Origin of the sequence: uncultured Microscilla sp. (genome assembly GCF_947493425.1) — a bacterium.
GTDB lineage: Bacteria > Bacteroidota > Bacteroidia > Cytophagales > Microscillaceae > Microscilla.
Genome location: NZ_CANLRP010000117.1, coordinates 18,475 through 27,220, shown reverse-complemented (window position 1 = coordinate 27,220; position 8,746 = coordinate 18,475). Strand labels below are relative to the sequence as shown.

The following is an 8,746-nucleotide window of genomic DNA, read 5'->3' as shown; positions in this document are numbered from 1 at the left end:
CCGAGCTTGTCCTCGGAGGATTTAGAAACTCGGCAGAGCATAGCTCTAGCCATCGGTTCTTCAAAATTTGACGCATCCAATCCGAAAACTCATCATAAAATCTCCTATAAACGACCGCTTTAAACAAGCTCTGAGTAAATTCGAAAAAATAAAGCCTGCCCTAATTTTATTAGAGCAGGCTCTTTATTTTTATCTTGGCAGCCATTTAATCTACCTTAATATCTCTTGCCTTGTCTTTTGCGTCTTCTTTCTTGTGAATAGTAATGCTTAAAAGCCCTGCATCATATTTCGCTTCTATACTGTCCAGGTCGGCTGTTTCGGGTAAATTATATTTGCGTGAAAATTTAGCGTAGCCAAACTCCTTGTAGTGGTACGTTTCTCCTTCTATTTTTTTGGTTTCAATGTCTAGCGATACCTTGAGTTCGCGCTCGTCCAGGTGAATTTTGAAATCATCTTTTTTATAGCCGGGTACGGCAAGCTCCAAGCGGTAACTATCGGCCGTTTCTATAATGTTCATGGGAGGAACCCGGTCATAAAACTCCATGTTTTCTTCTGCCTTCTTGCGAAACTCCTGTGAAACACTGTCAAATTCTTTTTTAATTTCTTTGCCAAATTTCACAAACTCTTTGCGGAGATCTTCAAAGTCGTTTCCAAATAAATCGGAAAATTTCTTTTTATAATCGTCTTTATTGTGTTTGTTATGCATGGTTTTATCGAGGTTAATGGTTAAATGAAAAAAGTATATAATTGGCTGTACAATATAAAAGCCAAAACTTTTTTGCTGACTTTATGGCGTTTTTCGAAGTTTTTTATGTGAAAACATCGATAAAGTCAAGGAAATGCTTAATAAGTCAGTCAAATTGGCAGCAATGTTTGCCAATACCATTATCCTTGTTTTAGTGCATCGGCCAGTTTACGTACCTTGTCTTCTACTTCCTTGGCGTCTTCGCTCACTTTTATTTGAAGCAACTCCTTATCCAGTCCGGTAATAATCGATTCAAGGTTTTCTACCCTATTTGTAAGGTTTTCATTTTCATTCATTACGTGCGACAACATCTTTCTTTCTTCGCCACTTAATTGATTGCCCACCTTTAGCTTTTGAGCGCGGTAAAAGTAATGCCCGGCAATGGCAGTGATAGGAACAAGAAAAACCATTACTTCGGGGCGGAAAATAGCACTAATCAAATCCATAATATTTTGAGCTAAGTTATATGAGTTATTAAAATTTAAAAGGTAGCTGGTATAACCAAATACCTTTTTACACAAAGTTACGAAAAAAAAAGAATGATTGTTTAAAAAAATTAAACTTGTACACCTATTACCAATACATCATCGGTTTGTTCATTGCTTCCTTTCCAACTGGTAAGCTCTTGTTGCAGCAGGTTTTTTTGTTTACTAAACGGAAAGTGACTAATAGAAAGCAGGAATCTTCGGAAACGGCTTCGCAAATATTTTTTGTTGTCGTTGCCTCCAAACTGATCTTGAAAACCATCAGAAAACAAATAAAATATAGTCTTAGGGTGTAATATGATCGTGTGGCTCTCATACACTTTGGCAGTATTGTATTGATTGCTACCTATAGGGTATTTGCTTCCTTTGACTTGATGTATTTCTCCTTGACTTATGTACCACATGGGTGATTTAGCACCAGCAAAGTAGGCTTGTTGTTGGGTTTCGTTTACTACCAATACTGCCATGTCCATGCCATCATTGATACCTTCTCCTTTGTCTTTTTTTTGCAAAGTAGCCACTACCTTCTGATCTAGCTCTTGCAAAATCTGATCGGGTGCAGTAATTTTTCGCTCGTTGACTATCTCATCCAACAAAGCATTGCCCATAATAGTCATAAAGGCTCCAGGAATACCGTGTCCAGTACAATCTGCCCCAATGAGTATCTTGATTGAGTCGCCCTGTAGACTGGTCAGGCTAGAGTGCCAAAAAAAATCACCTGAAACTATATCACGGGGTTCAAATAGTACAAAACCCTGGCGAAACTTTTCAATCAAATCTTTGGAGTCTCCTAATACCGCCCGTTGAATTCGTTTGGCATATTCTATACTATGGGTAATTTCTTGTAGGGCATCTGATAAATAATTGGACTGGGTTTGAATTTCTTCGTTTTTTTCTGAGATTTTTATATTAGCTGCTTTCAATTGGAGAGCAAAACGTTCTTTGGCTTGTTCATATATCACAAATATGACCAACAAGTAGCTAAATAAGCCAGTGAAAGCAAAAAAACCGTATACATTGCGCGCCTCTGCGTGGTATTTTGCGGTAAAAGTAATGCCATATAAACCCACCAAAAAAAACTCTATAATAAATGCCATTGCTATTACCGCCCACGCAAAGGCAGAGTTTTTATTGGCATACATCAAAGCCGCTACTGTGGGCAGTATAAGCCAGGCAATAGAGGGGGAGTCAATGCCGCCTGTATCAATAATACTGACTACGCTGATGATGAACAGGTTGGCGGCAAATAGATTACCTGTAAGAATAAGCCTGCCATTGTATCTAAAAAGAAATAGTATGATTACAAAAAATACTGACGTAATAATCAAGGTATCTACCAGATCGCGCAAGCATATAGACATTGCCACAAAAAGGTAGATCATTGAAAAGAACAGGGTTATCCAAATAGAGTAAACTACCAAACCTGCCTTTCGGTAATCTTCACTCTGGGGAGAAATATTTGGAGGTATAAACCATTTTATAAAATCTTTGATGGCATTTTGCATCTGTATATTAACTTTAAATCAGCAGAAAAACTGTAAGGAATGGTGTAAAAATAAATTTCTATAGTAACGCTAAAATATTTTGTTGCTAGACGCGGCACGGCAATATCCAGTGGATATTGAGCGAGCTTGCGGGATGGCCGGCTAATAGCATCGCTATTCGGCTATTTTTTAACAAAGTATAGCCTCAAAAGATGAGGTTAAGAATGTAAATTTATTTTGGTACCATTCCTAAGAGGAGTGTTTTGTAATACAAAATATTAAGCTTTGTGATTTGCTCAAAATAATGCGAATACATTATTGTTTGTAATTACTTGCTGAGTGTATATTTGTTGCGTGAAAACAAATAATATATCAGTGAATCGTTCTGCTTCCTATCTAAAACTATCATCACTGTGTACATTTACCTGGTACAAACTTTTACTTGCAAGCCATTACAGATCAATTATTTAGCAATAAAAGTACTCGATTAATCTATAACATCAACTACAAAATTACAAGGAATCCTACATGGGTAACAACCCTTATTAATTTACTTTTTTTGAGCAAGCAAGTATGCTTACTTTTGTAAACACAGCAAAGTGATAAAAATGATCACGACTATTGTTACCAATCAGCAAAAAATATTCTATTTGCTATTATTTAAACATTTTTTATACGAAAGACATTTTCTTTCATTTTATTCTCTGCTAACGGAACAACCGACATTTTTATAAATGTGCAACTGTAATTATGCCAGACTTAGTTGTTGAATAACAAACAGCCAATCGATATGGGAGTTCGATTGGCTTTTTTATGCGTTTAACTTTTCTATTGATGCTCGCCAGGGCAATTACATTTAAAAATACATTGAATTGTTACAGTAGTTAATGTACTGATTTTAAGCGTGTTAGTTTCTAGTCTGAATGTAGTACTTATTTTTTTTGTTTTTTTTGTCCGCTGCCTAATACCAACAAGGGTATAAGTACATATATGTGATATTTTTGAAAAGCAATTTATTGCCAACAAATCATGTAGCCATAACCAAGTCAGTTATTGATACAAGGTTTTAGTGGTGTAATAAAAAGAATTGACTTTCAACTATGGTCATTTGTAATGTTTATGAAAAATAGGTGATCGAAAAAAGCGCTCAGATTGGGGGCTTTTTTCTTTTTATGCGTCCTATGAAAAAGGGGTATATAAAAAACTGCCGATGTTTTTTGTTTTATCTTACAGATATTGGATTTTTAGTTTTCTAAAACAAAGTTTTTGCTGAAAAGTCAGTTTTTTTTTAAGAAATTTGTAAAACATTTTAAATGATAAAAAGGTATATATAAATAAGTTTTAGTTTTAAAAAAAATTGAAGTTTCAAACTTCAATATATTTGCTACAATTATTATGGTAAATATATAATGTGTAGTTTTTTTTAAAGTAGTTTTTAGATTTGGTGAAAAAGGAGCTCGTTACAGTTCCTTTTTCTTTTTACTACCCTCTCTTTTACACCTCAGGCATCACTTAATAGTTTTTATAACTACTTACCAACATCATTCTTTTATTTTAATCGGGCAAACAAACGAGTGAAAATAAAACTCAACTAAATTGTACTCTGTGCTATAGTGGTACAGAACTTGATTTTACGAATAATATTTGACGCTTGCTTCAATAAATAAAAACAACATGACAACCAATTACGACCAGGAGATAAAGCAGCTAAAAAAACATTTGAGGGAAAATTATGACTTATTATACCGTTGGCAACTCAAGTTAATCTTAGCACATACTCCACAAGAACTTAAACAATACCGACAATACATTCGCCAAATCAAGCGCGAAGTTGCCAACAATGAAGAGCAGCTTGCCCTAATTCTGAGCGAAAAAAATAATCGACTCATGGCGGTCAGTATTACCGAACGCACTGCCCCCAATAGTATCAGTAACTTACGTTTTTTAGGCGTTATAGGTGTGCTATCTATGATTCTTCTCTTTTTGTATAATAAGCCCAATCTTTTTTTGTTTGATCGTGGCTCCAACCAAACTACCGAAACTGGTTTGCAGAATATTAAAAGTAAGTACGACTGGGTAAGCCCTTACCGCGATGGGCTGGCCAAAGTAAGAAAAGGGCATTTGTTTGGATTTATTGACAAACATGGTAAAGTAGTTATTCCGATTAAATATGAAGATGCGTGGGACTTTAGAAATAACCTGACAAGAGTACAACTAGAAGGAAGGTATGGATTTATTGACACTTCGGGAAAGATAATTATCCCTATTAAGTACGATAAGGTTTTTGATTTTAATGACCACGGAATGGCACAAGCAAAAATTGGTACTGCTTGGTTTTACATCAATAAACTGGGTAAGTGTATAAAAAATTGCCCCAAAAAGAAAACAAAGCCCAAACAAGAAAATTTAGCTGGGGACTCTGACAGTAGTAAATAATCACTGATTTAATTTTAAAACAGTAACCACAAACTTAGTTTTACTTATAAAACAAGCAAGCATTCATACTATTTTTTACAATAGCCTGAATGCTTTTGTCATGTAGGTGTTTCACACCATTTAACCCTTAGGGTCTAACAATACATAAGGAATAATTACTTCTTCGAGCGACACCCCTCCATGTTGAAAAGTATCTTTGTAGTAACTCACATAATAGTTAAAGTTGTTGGGGTAAGCGAAAAAGTAATCTTCCAGAGCAAACACATAAGTAGTAGATACATTGAGTTTGGGCAAGAAAAACTTTTCTGGTTTACGCGCTACTAAAATATCATCATCGTCAAAGCTGAGGTTTTTACCTTGTTTATAACGCAAGTTAGTATTTACATTACGGTCTCCTACTATTTTGAATGGCTTACGTACCCTTATGGTGCCATGGTCGGTTGTAAGCACTACTTTGACCTTTTCTTCAGAGAGTTTTTTGAGTAAATCGAATAAAGGAGAGTATAAAAACCACGACTTGGTGAGTGAACGGTAGGCGGCTTCATCAGGCATAAGCTCACGCATCATGTTCATGTCAGTGCGCGAATGAGAAAGCATATCTACAAAGTTAAATACGACGGCGTTTAACTGGTTGCCCATTAAGTTATGCACAGTGTCTACCAGACTTCGACCTTGACTTTGGGTAATAATCTTGTTATAAGAATATTTTATATCCAGCCTGTAGCGTTGAAGTTGACGCTCAAGAAAATCAGCCTCGTGTAAATTTTTACCCCCTTCTTCGTTTTCTTCTACCCATAAGTCTTTATGAAACTTTGCCATTTCGTTGGGCAGCAAGCCCGAAAAAATAGCGTTTCTGGCGTAAGCCGTAGTAGTAGGCAAAATAGAATAATAGGCTGATTCTTCAGCTACCTTGTAATATTCATTGATTTCAGACTCTATAATTTTCCACTGATCGTAACGCAGATTATCAATTACAATAAAAAAGACTGGTTCTTCATCGTTCAATAAGGGAAAAACCTTTTCTTTCATGAGTTCGTGCGACAACATAGGGCGTTCAATGTTTTTGTCGTTCAACCAGTCCTCATAGTTTTCCATGATAAACCTCACAAAGTTGGTATTGGCTTCGCTTTTTTGCATTTCCAGCACCTCAGCCATACTTTTGTGCTCAGTGTTCTCTATCTCCAACTCCCAGTATACCAGTTTTTTATAAATATCTACCCATTCTTCATGGTCAATATCATCGGTATATGCCATACTAATATTACGGAAGTCTTGCTGATAGCTCATATTAGTCTTCTCAGTAATCAAACGCTTGTTTTCCAAAATCTTTTTGACGGATAACAGTATTTGATTAGGGTTGAGCGGTTTAATCAAGTAGTCATCTATTTTAGACCCAATAGCTTCTTCCATAATGTGTTCTTCTTCGCTCTTGGTAATCATGACTACTGGTACATTGGGTTTCTCTGATTTGATTTGGGCAAGTACCTCCAGCCCAGAAATGCCTGGCATATTTTCATCGAGAAAAATCACATCAAAATTCTCTTCCTGAAATTTATCCAGCGCATCGGCACCACTGTTTACTGGGGTAATATCATACCCTTTTTTATCTAAAAACATGATGTGAGGCTTGAGCATATCTATCTCATCATCGGCCCATAAAATAGAATATCTTTGCATATATTTATAAGTTAAATTTTTTGTCTTTTGAGATTACTTGAGTTTTGTTGTACTGGTATGTTGCAACAAGCATATATTGTTTAAGAATGACAAGAAGAACACCTGCCTTATTACAAATTATTAGAAATAGTCCTACATTTGTAGATGTTAAGGTTGTTGGCTAATGCTATGGGCAGTAAGTATGCTGGATTAATTTTAGGTGGTTTTATAATTGCACTTGAATTTCAAAAATTGATCAGCGTTTGCTTACCATGCCCATTGTTTGTCAAGATCGGAACTACGTGGTGCTTTTAACTACGCTTTTTGTAAACGACTGAGAATCAGTGTAATACAAAGGTGTAGATACCTGTGGAACAGGGGGTAGCACCGATATTCATCGGTATCTAAGGACTTGCGACTTGCGACTTGTCGCTTGAAGCTTGTCCCCTGTCGGGGCTTTTAACTACGCTTTTTATAAGTTGCTAAAAATCAACGTGATAGAAAAAGTGTAGCTACTTAGGGAACAAGGTATACCTAGAACCTTGCACCTAGTCCCTAGAACCTTGTCAGGGCTTTTAAGTGCCAAGCTACCTTTCATACATTTCAACCGACGAAATTGTTAAGATTTTCTTTTCAAAACCTTAACAATTTCATTGTATTCACATTTTTAAATCTCTGCATGCTTTTGAATAAAAAAAAGATAATCAACGACCCGGTATATGGTTTTGTTAAGATACCTTCTGACCTTGTTTTTGACTTGATTGAGCACCCTTTTTTCCAGCGATTACGACGAATCCAGCAGTTGGGTTTGTCAGGCTATGTATACCCAGGAGCCTTACACACCCGGTTTCATCATGCGTTGGGCGCTATGCATTTGATGGGTTTAGCACTTGATAACTTGCGTAACAAAGGGCACGAAATATCTAATCAGGAGCTTGAAGCTTCCCAAATTGCCATTCTTTTGCATGATATTGGGCATGGTCCCATGTCGCACGGTTTAGAACATATACTAACCAGTACTTCTCATGAGCAGATTTCGTTGCTTTTTATGGAGCAATTAAATAAAGAGTTTGGCGGAGCCTTAGAGATGGCAGTGAGTATTTTTAAGGATACTTATCCTCGAAAGTTCTTTCATCAATTGGTTTCCAGTCAGTTAGATGTTGATCGACTGGATTATCTTCAGCGAGATTGTTTTTTTACGGGAGTATCGGAGGGAACCATTGGGGCAGACCGGATCATTAAAATGCTCAATGTGCATGAGGATGAGTTGGTGGTAGAAGAAAAAGGCATTTATAGCATTGAGAACTTCTTGACAGCACGCCGTTTGATGTATTGGCAGGTATATTTGCATAAAACCAATATCAGTGCAGAACAAATGTTGGTACAGTTGGTGAGCCGAATCAAGCACTTGATACAAAAAGGTAAAAAAGTAATTGCCTCCCCCAATTTATTACTACTTTTGCAAAATTCTGTTGGGATCAACGAGTTTAGAAAACAGCCAGCGCTTTTGCAGGCTTTTGCCAACCTTGATGACATTGATATTTGGTCATCTGTCAAGCAGTGGTCTACTTGCAAGGACAAGGTATTATCAACAATTAGTAGAATGTTATTGGACAGAAAATTATTTCAAGTAACTTTGTCGTCCGAAAAATATGATTCCGCAGCTATTGACAAGAGGCGGGAGGCAATCGCAAAACATTATCAAATTTCCAATAAACAAGCAAAATACTTTGTAGTAAAAGGTTCTACTGCAAACGAAGCTTATCTGAGTAAAGGTGATAATATAAACATTATTACCAAACAGGGTAAAGTGGCTGACATAGCTCAAGCCTCTGATTTGCCAAATATTAAAGCTTTGCGTAAGATTGTAAAAAAATATTATGTTTGTTGGGCGAGATGCTAAAACATTAGAAATACATTTTAAAATGTAGAATTCATTT

6 protein-coding genes are annotated in these 8,746 nt (G+C 36.2%); 2 read left to right on the top strand and 4 right to left on the bottom strand.

What is annotated here, in order from left to right:
* Positions 1-205 precede the first annotated feature (205 nt).
* The 3 genes from Q0954_RS23620 to Q0954_RS23610 form a co-directional block, all read right to left on the bottom strand.
* A complete protein-coding gene (locus Q0954_RS23620; protein WP_299461114.1) occupies positions 206-706 on the bottom strand; it encodes an Hsp20/alpha crystallin family protein in 501 nt (166 codons plus the stop codon).
* A 179-nt stretch (positions 707-885) separates the two neighbouring features.
* A complete protein-coding gene (locus Q0954_RS23615; protein WP_299461112.1) occupies positions 886-1,191 on the bottom strand; it encodes a hypothetical protein in 306 nt (101 codons plus the stop codon).
* 110 nt (positions 1,192-1,301) lie between these two features.
* Positions 1,302-2,735, bottom strand: a complete 1,434-nt coding sequence (locus Q0954_RS23610; RefSeq protein ID WP_299461110.1) for a SpoIIE family protein phosphatase — start codon at positions 2,733-2,735, stop codon at positions 1,302-1,304.
* A 1,653-nt stretch (positions 2,736-4,388) separates the two neighbouring features.
* Between Q0954_RS23610 and Q0954_RS23605 the strand changes: the two genes are divergently transcribed.
* Positions 4,389-5,150: a WG repeat-containing protein gene (locus tag Q0954_RS23605; protein WP_299461108.1), complete on the top strand. Its 762-nt coding sequence runs from the start codon at positions 4,389-4,391 to the stop codon at positions 5,148-5,150.
* A gap of 120 nt (positions 5,151-5,270) precedes the next feature.
* On the opposite strand, the gene Q0954_RS23600 is transcribed toward Q0954_RS23605, so the two are convergent.
* Positions 5,271-6,827 carry a bifunctional response regulator/alkaline phosphatase family protein gene (locus Q0954_RS23600; protein ID WP_299461106.1) on the bottom strand — a complete coding sequence of 519 codons (1,557 nt, stop codon included), beginning with the start codon at positions 6,825-6,827 and terminating at the stop codon, positions 5,271-5,273.
* Between the two features lie 658 nt (positions 6,828-7,485).
* Between Q0954_RS23600 and Q0954_RS23595 the strand changes: the two genes are divergently transcribed.
* Positions 7,486-8,709 carry an HD domain-containing protein gene (locus tag Q0954_RS23595; protein ID WP_299461104.1) on the top strand — a complete coding sequence of 408 codons (1,224 nt, stop codon included), beginning with the start codon at positions 7,486-7,488 and terminating at the stop codon, positions 8,707-8,709.
* Positions 8,710-8,746 lie beyond the last annotated feature (37 nt).

Coding starts and splice junctions, on each gene's coding strand:
- Q0954_RS23620 (WP_299461114.1), bottom strand. CDS start 706: ATGCATAACAAACACAATAAAGACGATTATAAAAAGAAATTTTCCGAT.
- Q0954_RS23615 (WP_299461112.1), bottom strand. CDS start 1,191: ATGGATTTGATTAGTGCTATTTTCCGCCCCGAAGTAATGGTTTTTCTT.
- Q0954_RS23610 (WP_299461110.1), bottom strand. CDS start 2,735: ATGCAAAATGCCATCAAAGATTTTATAAAATGGTTTATACCTCCAAAT.
- Q0954_RS23605 (WP_299461108.1), top strand. CDS start 4,389: ATGACAACCAATTACGACCAGGAGATAAAGCAGCTAAAAAAACATTTG.
- Q0954_RS23600 (WP_299461106.1), bottom strand. CDS start 6,827: ATGCAAAGATATTCTATTTTATGGGCCGATGATGAGATAGATATGCTC.
- Q0954_RS23595 (WP_299461104.1), top strand. CDS start 7,486: ATGCTTTTGAATAAAAAAAAGATAATCAACGACCCGGTATATGGTTTT.